This is a genomic window from Lysinibacillus sp. S1 (assembly GCF_044986265.1).
Classification (GTDB): domain Bacteria; phylum Bacillota; class Bacilli; order Bacillales_A; family Planococcaceae; genus Lysinibacillus; species Lysinibacillus capsici.
On sequence record NZ_CP173154.1, the window covers coordinates 1,840,587 to 1,862,824 of the forward strand.

The 22,238-nt window shown below is 37.0% G+C and carries 21 protein-coding genes and 1 riboswitch; of the genes, 10 read left to right on the top strand and 11 right to left on the bottom strand.

Going from position 1 to position 22,238, the window contains the following annotated elements; all coding sequences use genetic code 11:
* Positions 1–239: 239 nt before the first annotated feature.
* Together ACHZEU_RS09505 and ACHZEU_RS09510 are read right to left on the bottom strand one after the other, a co-directional pair.
* Positions 240–947, bottom strand: coding sequence for a response regulator (locus ACHZEU_RS09505; protein WP_048391959.1), 708 nt, complete (start codon positions 945–947; stop codon positions 240–242).
* On the bottom strand, positions 948–2,549 hold the full coding sequence (locus ACHZEU_RS09510; RefSeq protein ID WP_404804433.1) for an ATP-binding protein: 1,602 nt from the start codon (positions 2,547–2,549) through the stop codon (positions 948–950).
* 395 nt (positions 2,550–2,944) lie between these two features.
* Between ACHZEU_RS09510 and ACHZEU_RS09515 the strand changes: the two genes are divergently transcribed.
* The 3 genes from ACHZEU_RS09515 to ACHZEU_RS09525 all read left to right on the top strand — a co-directional run bounded on the left by ACHZEU_RS09515 (position 2,945) and on the right by ACHZEU_RS09525 (position 5,226).
* Positions 2,945–4,207, top strand: coding sequence for a dicarboxylate/amino acid:cation symporter (locus ACHZEU_RS09515; protein WP_054549825.1), 1,263 nt, complete (start codon positions 2,945–2,947; stop codon positions 4,205–4,207).
* Between the two features lie 176 nt (positions 4,208–4,383).
* The gene (locus ACHZEU_RS09520) at positions 4,384–4,587 is read left to right on the top strand and encodes a hypothetical protein (protein ID WP_004224696.1); all 204 of its coding nucleotides are present in this window, start codon (positions 4,384–4,386) and stop codon (positions 4,585–4,587) included.
* A 96-nt stretch (positions 4,588–4,683) separates the two neighbouring features.
* Positions 4,684–5,226: a GNAT family N-acetyltransferase gene (locus ACHZEU_RS09525; protein ID WP_404804434.1), complete on the top strand. Its 543-nt coding sequence runs from the start codon at positions 4,684–4,686 to the stop codon at positions 5,224–5,226.
* 37 nt (positions 5,227–5,263) lie between these two features.
* Here ACHZEU_RS09525 and ACHZEU_RS09530 read toward each other — a convergent pair whose 3' ends face one another.
* The 7 genes from ACHZEU_RS09530 to ACHZEU_RS09560 form a co-directional block, all read right to left on the bottom strand.
* The gene (locus ACHZEU_RS09530) at positions 5,264–6,244 is read right to left on the bottom strand and encodes a S66 peptidase family protein (protein WP_048391961.1); all 981 of its coding nucleotides are present in this window, start codon (positions 6,242–6,244) and stop codon (positions 5,264–5,266) included.
* Positions 6,241–6,756: a GNAT family N-acetyltransferase gene (locus tag ACHZEU_RS09535; protein WP_103117523.1), complete on the bottom strand. Its 516-nt coding sequence runs from the start codon at positions 6,754–6,756 to the stop codon at positions 6,241–6,243. Before ACHZEU_RS09535 ends, ACHZEU_RS09530 begins: the two co-directional genes overlap by 4 nt.
* Before the next feature lie 135 nt (positions 6,757–6,891).
* Positions 6,892–7,995: a GNAT family N-acetyltransferase gene (locus tag ACHZEU_RS09540; RefSeq protein ID WP_048391962.1), complete on the bottom strand. Its 1,104-nt coding sequence runs from the start codon at positions 7,993–7,995 to the stop codon at positions 6,892–6,894.
* A gap of 133 nt (positions 7,996–8,128) precedes the next feature.
* Positions 8,129–8,608 carry a hypothetical protein gene (locus tag ACHZEU_RS09545; protein ID WP_048391963.1) on the bottom strand — a complete coding sequence of 160 codons (480 nt, stop codon included), beginning with the start codon at positions 8,606–8,608 and terminating at the stop codon, positions 8,129–8,131.
* A gap of 6 nt (positions 8,609–8,614) precedes the next feature.
* Positions 8,615–9,277, bottom strand: coding sequence for a TrkA family potassium uptake protein (locus tag ACHZEU_RS09550; RefSeq protein ID WP_004224679.1), 663 nt, complete (start codon positions 9,275–9,277; stop codon positions 8,615–8,617).
* A 141-nt stretch (positions 9,278–9,418) separates the two neighbouring features.
* Positions 9,419–9,874 (bottom strand): redoxin domain-containing protein, encoded by a 456-nt coding sequence (locus ACHZEU_RS09555; RefSeq protein ID WP_004224678.1) that lies wholly within the window; start codon positions 9,872–9,874, stop codon positions 9,419–9,421.
* Between the two features lie 149 nt (positions 9,875–10,023).
* Positions 10,024–10,566, bottom strand: coding sequence for a peroxiredoxin (locus tag ACHZEU_RS09560; protein WP_004224676.1), 543 nt, complete (start codon positions 10,564–10,566; stop codon positions 10,024–10,026).
* Positions 10,567–10,972: 406 nt separating this feature from the next.
* Here ACHZEU_RS09560 and ACHZEU_RS09565 point away from each other — a divergent pair, with 406 nt between their 5' ends.
* The 7 genes from ACHZEU_RS09565 to thiW all read left to right on the top strand — a co-directional run bounded on the left by ACHZEU_RS09565 (position 10,973) and on the right by thiW (position 17,758).
* A complete protein-coding gene (locus ACHZEU_RS09565; RefSeq protein WP_004224674.1) occupies positions 10,973–11,515 on the top strand; it encodes a helix-turn-helix domain-containing protein in 543 nt (180 codons plus the stop codon).
* Positions 11,516–11,532: 17 nt separating this feature from the next.
* On the top strand, positions 11,533–12,639 hold the full coding sequence (locus ACHZEU_RS09570) for an ABC transporter ATP-binding protein (protein WP_048391964.1): 1,107 nt from the start codon (positions 11,533–11,535) through the stop codon (positions 12,637–12,639).
* Positions 12,629–13,438: an ABC transporter permease gene (locus ACHZEU_RS09575; protein WP_048391965.1), complete on the top strand. Its 810-nt coding sequence runs from the start codon at positions 12,629–12,631 to the stop codon at positions 13,436–13,438. Before ACHZEU_RS09570 ends, ACHZEU_RS09575 begins: the two co-directional genes overlap by 11 nt.
* Positions 13,435–14,232, top strand: coding sequence for an ABC transporter permease (locus ACHZEU_RS09580; protein WP_048391966.1), 798 nt, complete (start codon positions 13,435–13,437; stop codon positions 14,230–14,232). Before ACHZEU_RS09575 ends, ACHZEU_RS09580 begins: the two co-directional genes overlap by 4 nt.
* Positions 14,229–15,302, top strand: coding sequence for a PotD/PotF family extracellular solute-binding protein (locus tag ACHZEU_RS09585; RefSeq protein ID WP_048391967.1), 1,074 nt, complete (start codon positions 14,229–14,231; stop codon positions 15,300–15,302). The genes ACHZEU_RS09580 and ACHZEU_RS09585 overlap by 4 nt, the downstream gene beginning before the upstream one ends.
* Positions 15,303–15,792: 490 nt before the next feature.
* Entirely contained in the window at positions 15,793–16,989 is a 1,197-nt protein-coding gene (locus ACHZEU_RS09590) for an MFS transporter (protein WP_048391968.1), read from the top strand.
* 66 nt (positions 16,990–17,055) lie between these two features.
* Positions 17,056–17,163: riboswitch (TPP riboswitch) on the top strand.
* A 94-nt stretch (positions 17,164–17,257) separates the two neighbouring features.
* Positions 17,258–17,758 carry an energy coupling factor transporter S component ThiW gene (gene thiW / locus ACHZEU_RS09595; protein ID WP_054549817.1) on the top strand — a complete coding sequence of 167 codons (501 nt, stop codon included), beginning with the start codon at positions 17,258–17,260 and terminating at the stop codon, positions 17,756–17,758.
* A 154-nt stretch (positions 17,759–17,912) separates the two neighbouring features.
* Here thiW and ACHZEU_RS09600 read toward each other — a convergent pair whose 3' ends face one another.
* Together ACHZEU_RS09600 and ACHZEU_RS09605 are read right to left on the bottom strand one after the other, a co-directional pair.
* Positions 17,913–20,507 carry a VWA domain-containing protein gene (locus tag ACHZEU_RS09600; protein WP_404804435.1) on the bottom strand — a complete coding sequence of 865 codons (2,595 nt, stop codon included), beginning with the start codon at positions 20,505–20,507 and terminating at the stop codon, positions 17,913–17,915.
* Positions 20,491–22,236: a BatA and WFA domain-containing protein gene (locus ACHZEU_RS09605; RefSeq protein WP_048391971.1), complete on the bottom strand. Its 1,746-nt coding sequence runs from the start codon at positions 22,234–22,236 to the stop codon at positions 20,491–20,493. The genes ACHZEU_RS09600 and ACHZEU_RS09605 overlap by 17 nt, the downstream gene beginning before the upstream one ends.
* Positions 22,237–22,238 lie beyond the last annotated feature (2 nt).

The following is a 22,238-nucleotide window of genomic DNA, read 5'->3' on the forward strand; positions in this document are numbered from 1 at the left end:
TCTTGGGAATAATTTTTTGTGCTTTAGCATCTTGCTTCCCACAATATCTGAATTATAATTATTTAAAATTTAAATGGTCATGAAGATCTCTTCCAATACGCAACAACTTTGGTATCCAAAAAATTTAGATGTTGTCCTTAAAGGAATTTAAAGATATGTATTAGGAAATAGGACGCTTAGAATTTATCTGTACATTTTTCACCATAACTTATTAAAATACGGACTTTAATCTAATTGAACTAAATATAATAACGATGAATAGGACGTCCTACGTTTCCATATTGTATATCTACTTTTAATAGTTTCTGCTTTTCTAAAAAGTCTAGATAGCGTCTAGCTGTAACACGTGCTGTACCTATATAAGCTGATACCTCCTCAGCTGATACTGCCTCGCCACTTTTTTTTATATATGCAAGTACCTTATCTAAGGTAGCTCGATTAAACCCTTTTGGGAGTTCTTCTATAAGAATGGCATCCATTCCTGTTGTTTCTACTACAATTTGTTCAGGAAGACGCTGTTGCATTAAATGATCGACATCATGCTGAGTTAAATCTTGCATACCGCTTATTTTCCTTCTATAGCTTTGATAATTTTTTAAAGTCTGCTCAATCCGCTCAAACGTAAAGGGCTTCATAATATAATCATAGACACCTAAGTGTAATATTCGCTGCACAGTGGGCATATCATTCGCAGCTGTTACAGCAATAACATCAACATGAAGATGCTCTTCTCGTATTTTCCCTAACGTAATAATGCCATCCTGCTCTGGCATAAAAATGTCCATAAAGACAAGCTCTGGGGTTAATTGTTTAATTTTTTGAATTCCCTCAATTCCATTGCTAGCATAGCCAACTAATGAAAAACCTTTGATTTGTTCAATAAATTGTCTGTTCACTTCTCGTACCATTGGATCATCTTCAATCAATAAGACATTTATTACATCCATCTATACTTCTCCTAACTCAAATAAAATTAAGAAACTTGTTCCTTTCATAAATTCACTTGTTACTTCAATATCTCCATTGCCTTTTCTAACAATTTCATAGACTAAATGCAAGCCAATGCCTCGATTTTCACTAGCCTTTGACGAAAATCCATTTTCAAACATACGATCCTGCACCTCTTTGGTCATGCCAATACCGTTATCGGTAACTGCAATCGCTAAGACGCCATCATGCTCGTCTACAGAGATGGCTACATATTTATCTTCCTTAGAAAGTACATTTAATGCCTCAAAAGCATTTTCAATTAAATTGCCAAACAACACAACAAAATCATGATGATCTAATAGAGGTGGAAAGCGTTTAAAATGACTTTTCCGATCAATTTCAACCTCGATACCCAGTTCTTTTCCATAACTTACTTTACTTAATAACAAACCTGAAATATTTTCATTATGAAAGCGTTCATTTAAAAACTTCGTCAATGAGGCTTCATTTTCAGTAGTAACAGTAACATATTCAAGTGCTTGCTTTGTATGTCCCAATTGCAGTAGTCCCGCAATCGTATGAATCTTATTTTTATGCTCATGGGTTTGTACACGTAATGCTTGAACAAAGGCCTTTACACCTGTTACTTCCTCCGCAAGCTTTTTCACAGCTGTTAAATCTTTAAACATAGCAACTGCACCAACTAGCTCTCCATTCACAATAATAGGTACACGATTACTTAAGATACTATGATGATTAATGTAAAGCTCTTGATCATAAACAGGTGTTGCTGTTTCAACAATTTCAGGCAGACGGGTATCAGGCAAAACGTCATAAATCTTTTGTCCAATACAGTCCTCTATTTTCCTAGTAACACCTAAAATATCGGCCGCTTTTTCATTAAAAATAGTGATATTCATTTCCTTATCTACCGCTATTATTCCCTCATGCATGGCATTAAAGGTTTCTGTTCTTTCCACATACATTTTTGCAATTTCATGAGGTTCAAGCCCAAACATTTGTTTTTTTATATGTCGTCCTAGTGTATAGGCACCGAAAATACTGAAAATCAGTGATATAACAATAGTTATCATAATTTCTCGCTCATAACTTTGTAACATTTCCAGAAAATCTGGTAATGAATAGCCAACGACTACAATGCCCACTTGTTCCCTTTTATCATTAATAATTGGCACGAAAGCCCGTATCATAACACCCGATTCTCCACGTGCCTTTGATACATAATAATGTTCACTAMATGMGGCGTTTAAATCCTKCGHCTCMCTGCGTTTTCCTVTTTCMTTACTTACTGGGTGTGATAGTTTAATACGCTCCATATTCATTACAACAATATACTCGGCCTTMTGAATCACTCTAATGCCATCTACAATTTTATTAATATTTTTTGCAGATTCTTTTATATTGGCATTTTCCAGATGTACACTAAGCTCTGGTACATTTGATACAGTTCTTGCCACAAGCATTGCTCGCTGTCCAAAATCTTTTTCCTGTTCAGATAATAGGTTACCGAGTAAAAAAATACCACCTAGTAAAAAGGAGAGTGCAATGATTAAAAATGTCACTAACAGTATTTTGCCGTTCACAGGCATTTTCATCATTAAAAAATTCCTTCCTTTCAAATTTGCATTCTCATAATCAGTGGCACACATATTTAGTTTTAAGATTATCTGCAAAAAAATCTTTTGACAACATATTTAGTCGATATAAGTAGCAGAAAATATTGAATTTAATGAACAATATTATAAACTGATAATTTAAAAAGAACTTAATTATCACTCTATGTTTTTGTATTATAACAATAATTAATTAACTATAGCGTACCATAACAGAGATAGTTATTGATATTACTATATTTATATGTAAATGTAAGTAAATGTACTTAATGAACGATATGATTCTTATTTTCTAAATCTCTTTTTTAAAGAAATATTCGCTATGATACTTTTAGTGAAAGCGATATCAAAGAGAAAATTTAGAAAAGAGGTAGCAAAAAATGAAGTTACTGAAAAATTTGACTATTCAGGTTATAGTGGCTATCATACTTGGGATTATTGTCGGAGCCATTTTCCCCGAGTTCGGTGCCAGCTTGAAAATCTTAGCAGATTTATTCATCAAATTAATTAAAATGTTAATTGCTCCTATTATTTTCCTAACAGTTGTTATTGGAATCGGCAGTATGGGAGATATGAAAAAGGTCGGGAAAATCGGAGGTAAGGCATTGCTTTACTTCGAAATAGTTTCCACAATTGCATTAGCAATCGGAATTGCTGTTGCTTTAATCGTAAGTCCTGGTACGGGCTTGGATACATCAGGTGCATCTGATGCTGATATTTCAAAATATACAACTGCTGCAGCTGAATCTGAGCAAGGCTTGGGTGCCTTCATTTCTAGTATTATTCCAGAAAATGTAGTTGGTGCATTGGCAACTGGTCAATTATTACCAGTCCTATTCTCTGCTGTTTTATTTGGCTTAGCAGCTGCCTCAATCGGTGCACCCGCAAAACCAGTCATCACATTCTTTGAGCAAGTAGCAGAGATATTCTTCAAGATTGTAAGTATGGTTATGAAAATATCACCAATCGGAGCTTTTGGTGCAATGGCCTATACAATTGGAAATTTTGGTTTAAAATCTTTAGGTAATCTAGGTTTATTAATGGCTGCCGTATATATAACAATGTTTTTATTTGTTGTCTTTATTTTAGGTGCCATTGCAAAGTTCTTTGGATTCAACATCTTTAAATTTATCGCTTATATCAAAGATGAGATTTTCTTAGTAATCGGGACTTCCTCTTCTGAATCAGCTCTGCCATCTATGATGCGAAAGCTTGAGAACTATGGTTGCTCGAAGCAGGTTGTAGGTTTAGTCGTTCCTACAGGGTACTCCTTCAATCTAGATGGGACTTCCATCTACCTGTCCATGGCTGCATTGTTTATCGCACAAGCATATGGAATGGAACTAACTTGGATTCAAATCATTACACTGCTCGGAATTTTAATGATTACTTCTAAAGGTGCAGCAGGTGTAACAGGCTCAGGATTTATTACATTAGCAGCAACTTTGGCTGCCTTCCCAATGATACCAGTGGAAGGAATAGCGCTGTTAATCGGTGTAGATCGCTTTATGTCTGAGGCTCGAGCTGTTACAAATTTAATTGGTAATGGCGTAGCTTGTGTTGTCGTGTCAAAATCTGAAAAAGAGTTTGACACAGCTATGGAAGAACGTGCACTTCAGGGAAAGACCACTATATCTTCCTAACAAAAATGGTAGAAATGATAGCCATCTCTTTTTCACTATACTCATTATCATTCGAGTAAAAGCTATGTCCTTATGGATTGACGCTGACAACAAACAATTAGCTTACACTATCACCCAAAATAAAATGTTTACACTCTAGTAAAAAAGTGAAAGTTAATAGTAAGAGGTGATAGTGAATGAATGATAAAAAACAGGCAAAAACACGTAATACGAATAACCCTGATGTATTGGATACAGATAAAGAAAGCATTTTTGATAAACACGAGGACATGAAAACAGTAGATCCAATACCTGTCGAAGAATTGAATGAAAAAGTGAAAGATGAACAACATAAAACCAAAACTAAGGATTCCTCTGCAACAGATAAGCGCTATCCTTAATGTGATCGCTGCAAAAATGAATAAATATAAAAAGTCGACCTAATTCATAATTATGGGTCGACTTTTTTATATACTATTTGTTAAAGGGGGTAAATCATGAGTAAAATACCAATTATGAAAACGGAAAGGTTACTATTAAGACCAATTACACATGGGGATTTAGAAGCAATGTATGACTACTCTTCCAGTGAAAATGTGGCGCGTTATGTGACATGGCAAGCACACACGAGCTTAGAGGATACAAAGGCTTTTATGGCATTAATTTTTAATGGCTATCAGCAAGGCAATTTGATGTTATGGGGTATTGAATATGCAGGCACAATTATTGGAACGATTGATTTTGTGACGATTAATGACACCCATAAATACGCGGAAATTGGCTATGTGCTTTCTGAGGATTTTTGGAATAAGGGGTACACAACAGAAGCAACAAAAAAACTCATTGACTTCGGTTTTAATGAATTAGATTTAGTACGTATCCAAGCACGATGCTTTGAAGAAAACATTGACTCACAAAAGGTTATGGAGAAGTCAGGTATGCAATTTGAAGGGTTATTACGGAAAAGTATGCTTGTTAAGGGACAATACCAAAATGTAAAAATGTACGCTATCACTGATGATGATTATAGGAACCTCTAGAAAATAAAGCCTTGCTACGATTTGCAAGGCTTTATCATTACAACCATCTTTCCAAACAGTATATCTTCTTAGCTGTGGCATCTATCCTTACTCGTTTGCCTATCGCAATTGGATGCATAGGATGTGTATGACAAATATCCACCTCTGCTAATAAAGGAATCTTTATTCCATCCAACTGTTCAAGTAGAATATGATATGGCTGTCGACCCGTTCCTAAATCATCGTAGCATTCATGTTTCCCCAAAATAATCCCACTAACTTTGTTAAAGACACCATGCAATTTTAGCATTGCAAAATTCTTTTCAACTACAGCAGCATTTTTTAAGCAGTCCTCCACTAATAAAATATCACCTTCCACAATTTTAGGGAAATACGGCGTACCAATAAATCCATACATGGCATTGGCATTCCCGCCAATTAACCTTCCTTCAACAACCCCACCCTGAATCGCTAACCATTCATTCTTCTTGAGTTTTTTATCCACTGTCTTCTCTAGCCAATTAACAGGTTCATCCGACCAATAAGAAGGCATTGGAATTTCGTATGGTAATGCTTGAGGCTTAAAGAAATAATGCTCAAAAAATTTGAAGGTATCATTTACCAATGGTTCAAACTCGCCAAAGGAAGGTACGAGGGCTGGACCATAAAAAGTTGAGATTCCCGTCTTTGCATAAAGTGCCAGTAGAACGGCCGTTGCATCTGAATAACCTACGACCAATTTGGGATGTTGACGAAAAGCCTCATAATCAATATAAGGTAGCATACTATTGGCATTGGTGCCCCCTATCGTAGACATAATCATATCCACATTTGGATTACGTAATAACTCATTCAATTCTTCTGCTCTTTCTTTTGGCGAACCTGAACGATAATAATCAGTTTTACCAGTTAGAGAACCTGTCACGATTTGAAAATTTTTATTCTCGAGAAATGCTTTAGCACGTTCATATCGTTCCAAAGCCGTCACCGTTGCTGGGGAGGACGGGGAATAAATGCCGATGTTTATTTTTGAAGTCATAAGGTAGTTCCTTTCCCAATCAATAGTTTTGACATGTAGTATTCATTAATATATTGTCCATCTACATACAGCGAAGCCCGCTTCGTTCCTTCGATATCAAAGCCCATTTTCTTATACAAAGCAACACCAGCCTCATTATTTTCCATGACGGTTAATTCTAGACGATGTACACCATTCACTATTGCCCAATTTTCTACGTGTTGAAATAAAGCTGTTCCAATTTTTCTTCCTCTATAGTCACTATGTATGCCTATGACAAGATAAGCACGGTGAGCAATTCTTGACGGCTCATTGCCTTGTACAATTAAGTACGCCACAACCTGCTCATCCATTTCAGCAATGAACAAAGCTGAGTGGTGACTATGATATAGCTTATCTATATACTCCCCAAATGGCTTAGGTGCTAAATTGCGCTCACCTGGTCCAAATAACATAAAATTTGATGCCTCTGCATTTGCCATAACAGCTATAATTCGTTCACTGTCATGTCGGGTTGCTTCTCGTATGATCATGTTAAACACGCTCTCCTTCTAAAATATAGTCACCTGAATCCTCAATTCTTTTGTATTTATATGGACCTTGCCACCAAAGTATCTCATCACCCAGTGTTAGTTTTGCTGGAATTCTCATACTTTTCTTCGTCCCTTCTAGTAGGTTTGAATTTTAGCTACTAGCTTTTCATCCCTAAAATGGAGTGTCTCAGTATCTATGAGTGTGTATTCTTGTAATGTGGGATGATTTTCTATCCAGCGATCAAATGCCCTCCTTCTCTCTTGATCATTATAATGGGGACAATAGGTACCTGATAATAGTCCTAAGCCATTCCATTCCTCAAAATCATCATATGTATTTTCACTATAGCATTTTTCAAACCAACACATTGCCCCAGCACTGATGCCAGCTAATATAATCCCTTTTTGATAAGCTTCCTTTAACAATTTATCAAAACCATATTCTCGCCACTTTTCAAGAAGATAACCTGTATTCCCTCCACCCACATAGATAATATGCTGCGCTAGTACTTTTTCTCGAATGCTTCTATCATGCATATCTTTTTGCAAGATATGGGTTGCATCACAATGATGGAATGCTGCATAAAACTTCTCGATATACCCTTGTGCATCATTACTTGCTGTGGGAATAAAACAAATTTTAACTCGTTCATTTTTCTGAGTTTGTCGTAAAATGTACTCATCGATAAATGAAGGGTTCTGCTGAGAAAACCCACCACCTGATAGGGCGATGATTTGTCTTATCGGTTCAATATTTTTACTTAATTCATAGACAGCTTGTTCCTGCCCAAATCTTTCTAAAATCTGTACATTCTTCATTCCTAATTTTTCGAGCAAGCGACATGATGCCTTGTTCGCTGTTTGTGTTTCTGCCACAATAGATTCTATATTCAGATAATTCAAACCATCCTGAATTACCTGCGTTAGCACTTCAAAAGCTAACCCCTTCCCCCAAAACTGAGGTAAAAATTGATAGGAAAGCTCATATAACTCCTGATCATGGTATTCATCGATCGAGACAAGACCTATAAATTCACCTGTCTCCTTTAAAGTAATATATAAATATGTATTAGGGAATGGCGCTTCTAGCATGCCTTTAAAAGATGCTTCTATATAGCTGTTTGATGGAACACCACCGAGATAAGTTCGAACTTGTTTATTAGAGTAGAGTTTTTGTATATCTGTAAAATGCTCTGGTTGTAATTGTTCGATTACACAATTAGTTGACATGATTTTCATTACATCTAGCCCCCTTCTTTATGTCAAAGTTTAATCTAACTCTCTCGATGAAATCAAATATTTTTTCCAATTTTTTCTTAAAAATAGAATAAAAAAGTAGTGACCAGCATGAATTGCTGTATCACTACCTGCATTATTGCCCGTATTGTTCAAGTAATCGTTGCGTGTTGGTCGATTGTTCGAGTACCTTTTTCTCTTTTGCCCAATAAACCAAATATTGTGCATCATCCACACGAAAAACCATTTGCTGTAACTCTTCATCAAGTTCAGAACTAATAGCCACTTTTAATATTTCTACCTCATAAAGAGGCTTATCCTTCATTTTATAAACGATATGATATACAGGCTTTTCTTCAAAAATAGTTCTTTCCTTTTTGGAAAGCTTCCTTACATGACTTAAAGGATATTTCTCAATAAAGTCTTGTGCTTCATCGCCTGTAGCATGAAATAGCGATTGATCTCCTTGGAATAATTCAATGTCGTCAATTTCTGTGGCATGATCTAGAACAAGAGAAATAGCTTCATCTTCACTTTTTTCTCTGTTTTGCATAATAAAAGCACCGACTAATAAAATACCAGCGAATATAACAAGTCTCCATCTGCGTTTCGTCATTTGCTCTTACCCATTCAAGGCCTTTTTAACAAAGCGATTTATATCAACATCAGCGCCTATAACAAGCATAATATCTCCTAATAAAATCTTGTCACTCGCCTGTGGAGATACGATAATATCAGCCCCACGCTTAATTCCTACAATATTGATGCCATATTTAGCGCGAATATCTAAATCCATAATGGAATAGCCAGCAATCGCATCATTAGCCTTTAATTCCATAATGGAGTGTTCATCTGATAGCTCTAAATAATCTAGAACAGTATTCGACAACATATTATTAGCAATACGAATACCCATATCTCGCTCAGGATGGACGACAAAATCTGCGCCAATTTTACGTAAAACCTTTTCATGGTAATCGTTTTGAGCTTTTACTGTAATTTGCTCAACACCAATTTCCTTTAAAATGATTGTTGTTAATATACTTGCTTGAATATCTTCCCCAATTGCTACAATCACGTGCTCAAAATTACGAATACCTAATGAATTCAACACCGATTCATCGGTTGAATCTGCAATAACAGCTTGTGTAGCAATGGAAGCAAACTCATCTACACGCTCTGAAGAATGATCAATTGCCATTACCTGTGCGCCCTGACTCATTAATTCACGAACAATACTGCCTCCAAAACGTCCAAGCCCTATGACTGCAAACTCTTTTTTCATCATAAAAATCCCTCCGAAAACTACTATACCACCATTGTAGCCTATTCTCTGCGATATGTATTGTCAAAACAAGAGCCAATTCGTCAATGGTGGACAACAAAAAAGACGAGGATCTTAATCCCCGTCTTCAACATATCGTTATTATTCAGCGTTACGCATCTCATCTAGCACGCGGTTTACACGCTTTTCTAGCATTTTCATACCACTACCACCAGCTTGCATATGACGCAGCTGACCATCTTTATCGAACACAAAATATGCTGGAACATATTGGTTTTCAAAAGCATCTGTTAGCTTCATTTCACTATCTACAAAGATTGGTTGCACAATATCATGCTCTGCTGCTACTGCTTTAATTGTGTCTAAATCAGTATCTGCCTCAGAACGTGGCATATGTACTGCTACAACGTTTAATTCATCTTTATATTGATCGCGGAAATTGTTCACATCTGGCATTGCTTCTTTACATAAATGACAGCTTACTGACCAGAAGTGGATTAATGTTGGTTTTTTGCCTACTAATTCTGCTTTAGTTACTTCACCATTTAACCAAGTCGTTGCGCCAACTAATTCAGGCATTTGTTCACGAAGTTTCATAAAAATCCTCCTCTAAAAGATCGTTTGTCTTCAAATATTTAGATAACGGTATAAAAACTCTTTTCCAAAACAAAAATTCAGTTAAAAGTCCCCACAAGCTTGTCGTGGGGACTTTTAATTTTTCGCATAATGATTCGACTCTATTTAGATTATAGAGTTGCTTGGCCTGGACGCCAGTTAGCTGGGCAAAGACCACCAGTTTGTAGTGCTTGAAGTACACGTAGTGTTTCATCAACATCACGGCCGATGTTGTTATCAAACACTGTTTGGTATTTTAATTCGCCTTCTGGGTTGATGATGAATAAACCACGTAATGCGATACCTTCTTCTTCAATTAATACACCATATTCTTTAGATACTTGATGGTTTGTATCAGCAGCTAATGGGTATTTTAATTCACCAAGACCATTTTGCGTACGGTCTGTGTTAATCCATGCTAAGTGTGTGTGGATTGTGTCAGTAGAAACACCGATTACTTCTGCATCTAAGTCTTCGAACTCGTCATAACGATCGCTCATTGCAGTGATTTCAGTTGGACATACAAATGTAAAGTCCATTGGATAGAAGAAAAGAACTGTCCATTTATCTTGTGCTTTAATATCTTCTAATGATACTTTACCAAACGATTTGTCTGAAAGTACTGCTTCCATTGTAAAGTCAGGTGCTTGTTTACCTACCATGCGTTCTGCCATAATAAATCCCTCCGAATAAATATGTAGTTTATATATTCCATTCGCACTAGCGAACTCGTCTTCTACGATAGCAGAGTAACCGCAGTTTTTCAAACAAGTAAACTCCGCCCGTTTGGATGATTAAAATGGATTGACAAAAATTCGTCAAATCCATAACTGGAATTATTGCTATTGTCTATCTACAAGCTATTTTTGACAATAATATTCTACTCTATTCAAAATTTTTCTCACTTTCATTTATACCCTATTTTTTAACTTTTTACAGCTATTTTTTTCACGAAAAACGATTGCAAATTTTTTATTATTATGTATAATTGTAATGGTTTTAGTAAACTAAAAGTTTCGTTAAAGTAAACTTCATATTTCGAAAGTTTATCATTGCTAAACTTCTCTTAGGAGGGAAAAGATGCAAATAGGAGCAAAAATTAAAGCGCTTCGTTTAAAAAAAGGTCTTACCCAAGAGGAACTTGGAGAACGTACAGATTTAAGCAAAGGTTATATTTCCCAATTAGAACGTGATCTAAACTCACCTTCAATTGAAACATTATTTTCAATCTTAGAAGTATTAGGGTCAAGACCCAAAGACTTTTTTGATGATGAATCACCTGAACAGAAGGTTGTTTATACAGAGGAAGACCAATCTACCTATACAGATGAAGAAAAAAAATATGAAATTCAATGGCTGATTCCTACTTCGAATGAAAAAGAGATGGAACCCATTTTCTTAACCTTTGCAGCAGATGGCGAGTTTAAACAGTTTGAGCCTTCGCTTTCTGAAACATTTATTTATGTTGTTAAAGGGCGTATTCGTCTCGTTTTAGGGAATGAACAGTATATCGCAAGTGAAGGTAACGCACTTTATTATGACGCGACAGACCATCATCAGATTTTTAATGCACATGATGATGAAACAAAAATTTTACTTGTCGCAACAGATTCTTATTTATAGCTTAAGGAGGCGCATCCATGACAACCAATTCAATTATCCGCTTTGAAAATGTTTCAAAGTCATATAGCGACGGTACCGTCGTTTTAAAAAATATCAATTTGGAGCTTGAAAAAGGGAAATTTTATACACTGCTTGGTCCATCAGGTTGTGGTAAAACAACCATTTTACGAATTATTGCAGGATTTACGGAACCTACAACAGGAAATATATTTTTCCATGATAAAAAGATTAATGCAGTTCCTGCCAATGAACGTCAAGTTAATACTGTTTTTCAGGATTATGCGCTGTTCCCTCATTTAAATGTGTTTGAAAATGTCGCATTTGGCCTACGTATTAAAAAGCTTCCTGAAAAGGACATAAAAGAGCGTGTAGCTGAAGCCTTAAAGTTTGTCAATTTGGCAGGCTATGGTAACCGCGAAATATCTGAAATGTCTGGTGGACAACGACAACGAGTCGCGATTGCACGTGCCATTGTCAATGACCCTGAAGTAATTTTACTGGATGAGCCACTTTCAGCTTTAGACTTAAAGCTACGTACAGAAATGCAATATGAGCTACGTGAATTACAGCAACGTCTTGGTAAAACATTTGTCTTTGTTACACATGATCAAGAAGAAGCACTTGCCATGAGTGATGAAATTTTTGTCTTAAGTGAAGGACAAATTCAGCAGTCAGGTACACCAGTGGATATTTATGATGAACCGATTAACCGCTTTGTTGCTGACTTTATTGGTGAATCCAATATTGTACCCGGCGTGATGATTGAGGATTTCAAGGTTGAATTTGCTGGCAAAGTTTTTGAATGTGTCGACCAAGGGATGAAGCCAAATGAAAAAATAGACATTGTCATTCGACCAGAAGATTTAGAAATGACAACGATCGATAAAGGCAAACTTGTGGTAAAAGTGGATACACAATTATTCCGAGGGGTACATTATGAATTATCCACATACGATAAAGATGGTAATGAGTGGCTAGTCCATTCATTGAAGAAAGCAGAAGTAGGGACTGAGATTGGCTTAGACTTTGATCCTGAGGCGATTCACGTAATGCGCTTAAACGAAACAGAGGAAGAGTTTGATAAACGATTAGAATCGTATGGAGACGATGAAGATGCAAACTAAAACATCAAAATCAGCGTTATTTCCATATGTGTTATGGATTGCCTTTTTCGTTATCGCGCCAATTGCACTCGTTGTCTATTATTCCCTGCTTGATTTACATGGCAACTTTACGCTCGATAACTATAAAGCGTTCTTTTCTTCTGTTTACTTAAAGATGACTTTGAGCTCGTTTTGGTATGCATTTTTAATTACATTCTTTACACTATTAATTTCATACCCAACTGCTTATTTTTTAACGAAGACTAAGCATAAACAACTTTGGCTTCTACTTATTATTATTCCTTCATGGATTAATCTTTTGTTAAAAACATATGCCTTTATCGGCATCTTTGGGTTATACGGGCCTATTAATGCATTTATCGAAGTATTTGGCTTCGATCCAAAGCAAATGCTCTTTACCGATATTAGCTTTGTCTTTGTGTCGGTCTATATTTTTATTCCATTTATGATTTTACCGATCTTCAATTCTTTAGATCGTTTAAACCCAACGCTCATTTATGCAGCACGGGATTTGGGTGCTTCGGCTTTTACAACCTTCCGTCGTGTTGTTTTACCATTGACAATGGATGGCGTTAAATCTGGTATTCAAGTTGTCTTTATCCCTGCCCTATCCCTGTTCATGATTACTCGCTTAATTGCAGGGAACCGTGTCATTACTCTAGGCACAGCGATTGAACAGCAATTCCTTGTGACGCAAAACTGGGGTATGGGTTCCACTATTGCTGTATTCTTAATTTTATTCATGGTGATTATCATGCTAATTACGGGACAAAAGGATAAAGGAGGTCGCGTACGATGAACAAACTATCTGCTTCAGCCAAAGTCTATTTAACAATTGTTTTTATCGTTCTCTATGCTCCAATTTTCTATTTAATCTTTTACTCGTTTAATAGTGGCGGCTCCATGAATAATTTTGAATCCTTTACTTTGGAGCATTATCAAGCTGTTTTTGAAGATTCGCGTCTTCTTGTTATATTAATAAATACGGTCATCGTGGCATTACTTTCTGCTCTCATTTCTACTATTATTGGTACGCTAGGAGCAATTGGAATTGTGACGGTTAAGGATTCTAAAATGCGTAATACTTTATTATCCTTAAACAATGTCTTAATCGTCAGCCCAGACGTAATTATCGGGGCTAGCTTCTTAATTTTATTTACAATGGTAGGCATTAAACTGGGCTTTGCATCTGTTTTACTAGCCCATGTTGCATTTAGTGTACCGATTGTTGTATTAATGGTTTTACCAAAGCTACTAGAAATGAATAACTCATTAATCGATGCAGCATTAGATTTAGGGGCAACGAAAAAGGACGTTATGATGCGTGTCATTCTTCCTTATATTCAGCCAGGTATTTTTGCAGGCTTCTTCCTTGCCCTTACGTATTCATTAGATGATTTTGCCGTGACATTCTTTGTAACAGGTAATGGCTTTAGTACTTTATCCGTAGAAATTTATTCAATGGCCCGCGCAGGAATTTCTCTAACGGTGAATGCAATTTCTGGATTAGTATTCTTTGTTACGGTTTTAGTTGTTGTTGGTTATTATTTCATGACAAGTCGTACGAGTAAAAGAATGGAGGGGCATCGATGAAGTCACTAATTCAAGCTACCATCGCCATCCTTGTCGTTTCAGCCCTTTTATTCTATGCGGCTGATGCCTTAAGTGCGGGAGGCGGTAAAAGTGGAAAAGACACGTTAACCATCTTTAACTGGGGAGAATATATTGATCCTGATTTGTTAAAAGAATTTGAAAAAGAAACAGGCATTCATGTCATCTATGAAACATTCGATTCCAATGAAGCTATGATGACAAAGATTCAGCAAGGCGGAACAGCTTACGATATTGCTGTCCCTTCTGAATATATGATTGAGAAGATGAAGGAAGAAAAATTATTAATTCCTTTAGATAAAACGAAAATCCCTAATTTAAAAAATATTGACCCTTACTTTTTAGATTTACCATTCGATGCTAACAATAAATATTCTGTCCCTTATTTTTGGGGAACAGTAGGTATTGTCTACAATCCAAGCCTTGTTGGAGACTTAGACTTCTCCTCTTGGGACGATTTATGGGACCCTTCTTTAAAGCGAAAAGTCTTTTTAGTAGATGGTGCGCGTGAAGTCATTGGGATGGGCTTAAACAGTCTTGGCTATTCTCTGAATTCACTAGATGATCAGGAACTTCGTGAAGCTACTGACAAATTAATTACACTTGCACCAAATGTTAAAGCGATCATTGGAGATGAAATCACACCGTTAATGATCAATAATGAGGCAACTGTTGCCCTTACATGGTCTGGCCAAGCAGCTGATATGATGTATGAAAATGAAGAGTTAGACTTTGCTGTACCTGAGGAAGGCTCAAACTTATGGTTTGATAATATGGTCATCCCAAAAACATCGAAAAATATTGATGGTGCCCACACCTTTATTAACTTCATGCTAAGTGCTGAATCAGGTGCTCAAAATGCTGATTTTGTAGGCTATTCTACTCCTAATATTGCCGCTATGGACTTAATGGACGAAGAAGTTGTTTCTGACGAACGCTACTATCCTTCTGAAGAACAACGTGATACATTAGAGGTCTACAAAAATTTAGGACCTGATTATTTAGGGAAATACAACGAATTATTTTTAGAATTTAAAATGAGTATCAGATAATTAAACTAGCGAATTGGTTTTCACACCAATTCGCTAGTTTTTTTCTCTGCTTGTCTAACTGTTTATTAAACTAAGAACATTTTCAATCACTATTTGCATTATTATATTTATAAAATATTTTATCTAAATTTTAATAGATTCTCACATTAGTGTACTTTTGATAGTCCATAACTTCTAACGCTCAACATCGCTACAATTTATAGCCATGCTTTATGCCATTACAGACAGACTCTCCAAATTTTTAATTCTCCCTTTATAAGAGAAGTCCCTCAATTGTTGTTGCTTTACTAATTTATCCTCCCATAGCTTCTTTTCCCTCAACTTTTATGACTAAAATGTATTATTTCATCATGCATAGGTGCGTGGATAAAAACTTTTGTGGAAAACCATTCTAAATATAGAACCAGTACTATAATCTTAACTATTAGCCAAGCAATAATTCTTTATGATAGACTGTACTATATTTGATTACAAAAAGGGGGTTCATTCGATGACCCAGCAGAAGTCCAATAAGGCGGCTTTGTATATTTTAATGTTTAATATGTTTATCGCAATGGGGAGTATTGGCATTATTATTCCTGTCATGCCAGAGTATTTAAAAATATTTGGTGCAGCAGGACAAGTTCTAGGTATGCTAATCGCAACGTTCGCCTTAGCTCAATTCGTATTTTCTCCTATTGCTGGGAATCTTTCAGATCAGTACGGACGAAAAAATTTAATTATTTTCGGTCTTATCGTAACAGGTCTTGCACAAATCGGATTTGGCCTTGCTACAGATGTATGGATGCTCTTTTTAGCACGATTTTTAGGTGGTCTAGGTTCCGCATTTGTTGCACCTCCTATTATGGCTTTTGTCGCTGACGTCACAACCTATGAAGAACGTGGGAAAGGTATGGGGATGTTGGGTGCCGCTATGTCTCTTGGCTTTATGATTGGACCTGGTATTGGTGGCTTTTTAGCAAAGGTAAGCTTACATTTCCCATTTTTCACAGCTGGAGCTGCAGCCATTGTAGCATCTATTTTATCTTACTTTTTATTACCTTCTACCAAACCAAACACTGCTCAACAGAAACAAAAGCAAGACAATCTGGCGAAGCAAATGGCTCGTTCCATACATATGCCTTATTTTGTTATGCTCATAATTATGCTGGTGTTCTCGTTTGGAATTGCAAATTTCCAAACGACATTGTCATTATTTGTGACAGAAAAGTTTAATTACACACCTGTAGATATAGCGATTATATTAGTTGTTGGTGGTGCTTTTGGAGTAGTAGTACAAATGTTTATTATTACACCACTGTTCAATCGTTATGGTGAAATGAAAGTAGTACTAGTAAATTTATTTATTGCATCCGTTGCTATTTTCTTAATATTATTTGTTTCTGGCTTTGCCCTTATTTTAGTTGTAGCAACAATTTTCTCTACAGCAACGACATTAATTCGTCCAGCTGTTAATACACTCATCTCAAAGCTTGCAGAGAAAGAGCAGGGATTTGCTGCGGGCTTGAATAATGCCTATATGAGCCTCGGAAATATGATTGGACCCGCTTTGGCAGGTTTATTATTTGACTGGAATATGAATAGCCCATATATTTTCGGTTCTATCATATTATTAGCCTGTTTCTTCCTTGCGCTCATCTGGACAGTGAAAAAAGCACCTCATTTAATGCATCCCGATACAAAATAGTCTGAAAAATCATTGACTATTTTTAGCAGTATGTTACATTATTGTTGATTCACAAAATTGAATGATTTTAACCACTAGGGGAGTCTTTAAAAGGCTGAGACGTATATGGTAATATACGGACCCTTTGAACCTGATCTAGTTCACACTAGCGGAGGGAAGTGGCGCTACTTGCTGTTGTCACTATATACACGCAAGGCCGCTTCCTATTGTTTAAAGGGGGTGGCCTTTTTATTTTTCCTCACGAACTTTACCAAAAGGAGTGAACTTTATGTCAATTCGTAAATTAACAGTCATGGCTTTATTAGTAGCCGTTGCTGTTGCAGGCTCTACTTTCGTATCCATCCCAACAGGAATCGCACGTGCTTACCCAGTTCAGCATGCTATTAATGTGATAGGAGCCATTATACTTGGACCCGTACCAACAGTTATAGTTGCCTTTGTCACTGCCATCATTCGTATCCTTACTGGAACAGGCTCTCTACTAGCTATCCCTGGTAGTATCATCGGTGCGTTCTGTGCTGCCCTTGCCTATAAATATAGCAATAAAATGTGGTTAGCTGGTATCGGAGAAGTTATCGGAACGGGCATTCTGGCTTCACTTATTGCCGTCCCTTATGCAAAATTATTCATGGGAACATCTGTAGCAGCATTCTTCTTCCTACCAGCCTTTTTAACATCAAGTACGATCGGTGCTATTTTAGGTGTAATGGTTGCGAGTAGCTTGCGTAAAACAGAGCTAGTAAAGAGGTTTAATTCTTCTCTTTATTGAGAGAGATTGAATTATGAGCATTCATTGAGCTGGGGTAGTCCAATTTGGATCGCTTTTCTTCTCATTTACCCTCTTTACAAAGGGGATAACTCTTTATTTCATGCAATATAAAAAGCAGTGCAAAACTATTCGAGTTTGCACTGCTTCCTCTATTTTAAGATCGTTTTTTCATGCCTTTTAACAACTGTGCTACATTTGTGTCTTCTGCTATAGTTTTTTCCTCAACCAGCGGCTCTTTTTTCTTCGCATTCGTTAGGAAATTCCAACCAAAACGTCTTATGGTAATATCAATAAAGAAAAGAAGCATACTCGCTAAGAGTAGCCATGTGGCAATATTTTGCCGATCTGCTCCTTTTGTCGTAAAGTCACGGAAGACATCTTGTGGTTCCTTTAAAACAGTGCCTCCTGTTCGTTGAGTTAACTCTTCTATCAGTTGGTTATTTACAGGGAGTAGTTCGTATTCAGCACTATAAGGAACACTTAGCCCTGCCTGATAAATGGCCTGCTTTTCATCTGCTATACGGAAGAAAATTAATCCAGGTTCAGCTTGTACTACAGCTCGAACTTGAGATGCGGAAATGGTTTCAAGTTGTGTTTCTAGCTCCTCCCCTGCTTCATTTACCGCTACAATATCTAAAAATGCGGCTTCATTTGTAGGGTCTGTAATCATAAAGGAACCATCTGCTTCCAATCTTACATCATAGGCTACATCATTGTAGCTTGGTAGCATTTGAGAAATAAGTGTTTGCCAAAATGCTCCCCAATTCTGCCATCTTGCCCAATCTCCAGTCCATTTACCCGTTGAATCAGATGTAAAGGCAAATGTTTTACCAAGACCATATTGCCACTGCGCTAACACAGGATCTTCTTTCTCGCTTTCTGCTACAACAGTAGCCCCCTGTTTTGCCGTTGTCCCAATATATGCATTCATTTGTGGGACACCATTAGCAAACAGTGAGTTCCATCCTGCTGCATTATAAATTGCCGGATAGAATGGATTGTCCTCAATATAGGTGCGGGAAATCATAGCTGTTTCCCGAGATAAAATAGAAGGAATGGTTTGCTCATCTATCACATCATAGAAACGTCCACTGCCCATGTCACTAAGCGCTTCTAATAAGTTCGCATCGGCATCTTGTCCAATCGCTACTGTCGATAAGGTTATACCCTCTTCTTTCCCTTCACCAATTAAATCCTCATAGTTCCCTGCCTGTGACTGCCCATCTGTTAAGAGGATAATATGCTTACGTTGGAGCTTTAAATCAGCAAGGTTCTCGTAGGCTTTAGCTAATGAACTATAGATTTCTGTTCCCCCACCAGGTGTTACTGATAAAATAGTATCCACAGCCTCTTCTTTACTGTTAAGAGGCCCTGTCTCTATAATCTCCCAAGGACGATCATCAAAGGCGATGAATCCTAATGTATCCTCATCTCGCAACATCTCAACAGAACGTGCCGCTGCTTCCTTAGCAAGCTCAAGCTTCGAGCCTTGCATACTGCCAGAACGGTCAAGTACAATCACTAATCCTAAGGAAGGTAATTGCTCTTTGCCCTTAATTTCCATTTCCACTGGCAATAAGGTTTCAATCGGTGTTTTAAAATAGCCGCCTAGACCAAAACTATTTTCTCCACCCACCATTGTAAAACCAACTCCAAAGTTTTTGACTGCTTGCTCAATAACACTCATTTTTGCTTCACCCACTAAATGACCTGGTACATTGTCGAAAACGATAGCATTATATTGCAAATAGCTGGATAGTTCATTTGGTAAACTTTTAGGTGCTACAACATCATAGGCAATGGATTGACTACCAAGTGCTGCTGCGATGGGTGATGCTGTTTCATAACCATTAACGATTAATAAATGTGGTTCACTTTGAACCATTGTGACACTAGTTAACTTATTGTTTTCAAAAATGGCATCCTGACCAACTTGAACAACGGCTTCATATTTTACAAGTCCTTCAGCTGTTGCTGCATGTTTATAGGTAAACACATTCGTGCCTTCAGTCAGCTCAACTGCCTCTCGATGAATAAGCTCATCATTTTCATATAGTAATAGCTCGCCTTGACCTGCTGATGTTGCATGTATGTCTGTCACTAATTGTTGTTGCTCTCCAACGTAAGCAACTTGAGGGGATACAAAGCTTTTTAGTGATACATCATTGACAACTGGTTGACTAAAAGGCTTAATATCCACACTAATATTAGAGCCTTTCAACTTCGTAGCAAATTCTAAAGCATCGCCCTTTGTCTCATTACCATCTGTTAGTAGCACAAGACGAGTTGCTTTTTTAGGATCTATAATCCCTGAAGCAAGCTGTAGACTTTGTTCTATATTTGTTTGATCGGTAGCTTTAATTTCAGTTAGTTTCGGTACTTCCTTTAATGTTTTAGATAAAATAGCTTCTGTTTGTAAAGTAGAGGAAAATGAATAAATGCCCGCAAGTTGTGGTTCTTTTTTTGATTGGAGGCTCTCCTGTATAAACTGAACCATCTCATCTTCCGTACCATTCATAGAAGCAGAACGGTCTACTAAATAAACAATTTGTTCTTCTTTTATTGGTAATAATAGATATGGACCTGCGAGTGCAAAAACTAAACAGCCTGCTGCCGCTATGCGAATAGTAAGTACAACAATATGACTTCTTTTAAGTCGCTGCCGCTCATGAAAGTATGTCCATCCAAAATACAAGAATAATGGAAGGAGTAACAACAATACTAACGGCATATCAATTCGTAAATCCACGACGTCGTTGCACCTCCCACTCTGAAACAAGCAATAGTAAAATAATTACAATTAGCCAAGGCACGAAAGAGGTCATCGACACTTCTTCCTTTCCATTGTCTGAAATATCACCTAATGTAAAACTTGTTCCTTGTTCAATGACACGTTCTTGTGCTTGCAATTGTACAATCAATTGTTTTTCCTCATTATTTGAGCGTACCATATAAATGCCTGGCTGTTTGGGCGCAGTTAGCATCCCCTTCGTAACAGACGAAAGAAACTCGTCTTCTTGCGAATAAACATTCCAGTCTCCTTGCGCTAAAGCAACTGCACGTTGTTCATTGGGTGAAAAAATCCCAAGTGACCCAACTGATTCTGTTAGCTGCTGCTCTGTACTCCATAGAAATAGTGGGAATGATGGATGTAAAGGCCAATCTGTATCAGCAATATCGGCTAAAACAACGATATCTCCTTTTGGGGAGCGTTGGATGAACGGCTCTTCTCCAACAGAAGCAATCGTTTCATAGTCCGCAAAACCAGGATAAACAGCACTAACATAAACATCCTTTAGTTCACTAAAGGCAAATAATGCATCACTGCTAGTGCTTACCGTCCCATTCGCATCTACTTTTTCTGCATCATCACGACCAAATAATACGAGGGGATTGTCCATCTTTTCCAATAACGCTGATTGGTTTGTGATTATGGTAGCATCTTGATTGTCAGCGACTTGCAAGGAAGGGACGATTTTTACGCCACTACTAACTGTTTGAAAACCTTTTTGTATCAGTTGATGCAAGCCTTGATCAACAATAATTTTTGACGTAGTCGTTTGTAGTAAAACTGTTTGTTGATTGTCTATGTCATAATCATCTTTTGCATCAATAATAGCTGTCATGGATTTTGCTAAAGGCAAATCTTTAAATGTTTTCGTAATGGCTTCATTTGGAGGCACAACGACACTTTCTGCTACCAGCTCCTCACCCTCTGCATTATTCAATGCGAGCGTTACCTTTTGCTCGGTATTTGTATCATTATGGAGTTGTACAAGTGCCAGCGTAGCTTGCCCATCTGTCGTAGCAGCAAAGCGGGTGATAGCGATATTTGTTAAGTCTTTTGTAGCACCTCTTACTAGCCATTTCACAGAATCCTTGTCCATCGGTAATTGCTTTTTATCAAGTGTATCTGTAAAAACATAGATAGAAGTCGGTGTGTCGCCCACAAATGCCTGTGCTACATCCAGCGCCTTATTCATTTCAGCAGTTTCATAGGTTACTTGTAAATCTTGAATAGCTTTTTTTATTTCACTCGTGTTTGTTTCTTGCTGTAAAACAGCTTTTGGTGCAGCACCAGTTGTAATTAATGTGACAGGTCGACCATTCAATTCATTCATCAAGTTCAGCATTTCCTGTTTATGAGCGTCAAAGGTTGATTGCTCTTTACCTGCCAGCATTGTGGCTGAAGTATCTACAATAAATATGGTTTGTGCACCAACAATGGTTGATTTTTTTATATAAGGATTCATCAATGCCAAAACAAGTAGCAGTAAAGCAAGAAGCTGTAAATATAGTAGGGCATTTTTTTGTAAATGCTTTAAATAAGGCGATACTCGCGTTTCCTGCATAATCTCCGACCAAAAAAGCGTCGAAGAAACTGTTTGATCTGTATATTTTTTTCGAAAGAAATAATAAAGTAGGACAATGACCGGGATGATGGCCGTCCAGCTAAATATAATTTGACTAAAGCCCAATA